Here is a 413-nt window from a genome sequence, read left to right as displayed (position 1 = left end):
GGTCAGCAGGTTCATCGCGAAGTTCTGCTCGCGGTTGCGGGTGGTCACGCCCCAGACCGCATTCTTCAGGTGGTTGAAGTCTTTCAGCGTCTTCAGTACGGCCGTGGTACCACGGATCTCGGTCACACGGGCATACAGGCTGGGTTCGCCGGGGGATTCGAAGTAGACAAACTGGTTGATCATCATGCTGGGCACCACGGGACCGTCCACCTTGTAGAAGGTGTGCGGGCCTTGTTGCCAGCTTTCCACGGCCTGGCCATGCGTGGCCCAGAAGTCGGAGGGCAGGGCTAAGGCACCGGAGTACAGCAGGTCGCCGTCTTCCAGCGTCTTGTCGTTCTGGTAGTCGTCGGTGGCCAGGCCCAGCGCACGGGCCTTGACCCGCATGTTGATGTCCTTGGACACCAGTACCACCT

At 61.3% G+C, this 413-nt stretch carries 1 protein-coding gene; it reads right to left on the bottom strand.

Features of this window, described 5'->3' with window-relative positions:
• The coding region (locus AC1D1Y_RS26610) for a PIN domain-containing protein (RefSeq protein WP_477684985.1) at nt 1–413 on the bottom strand (413 nt) is incomplete at both ends.

The organism is Polaromonas sp. P1_G1, assembly GCF_056405595.1.
Note: the sequence above shows the minus strand (reverse complement) of the source record. Positions and strands in the feature narration are given on the sequence as shown.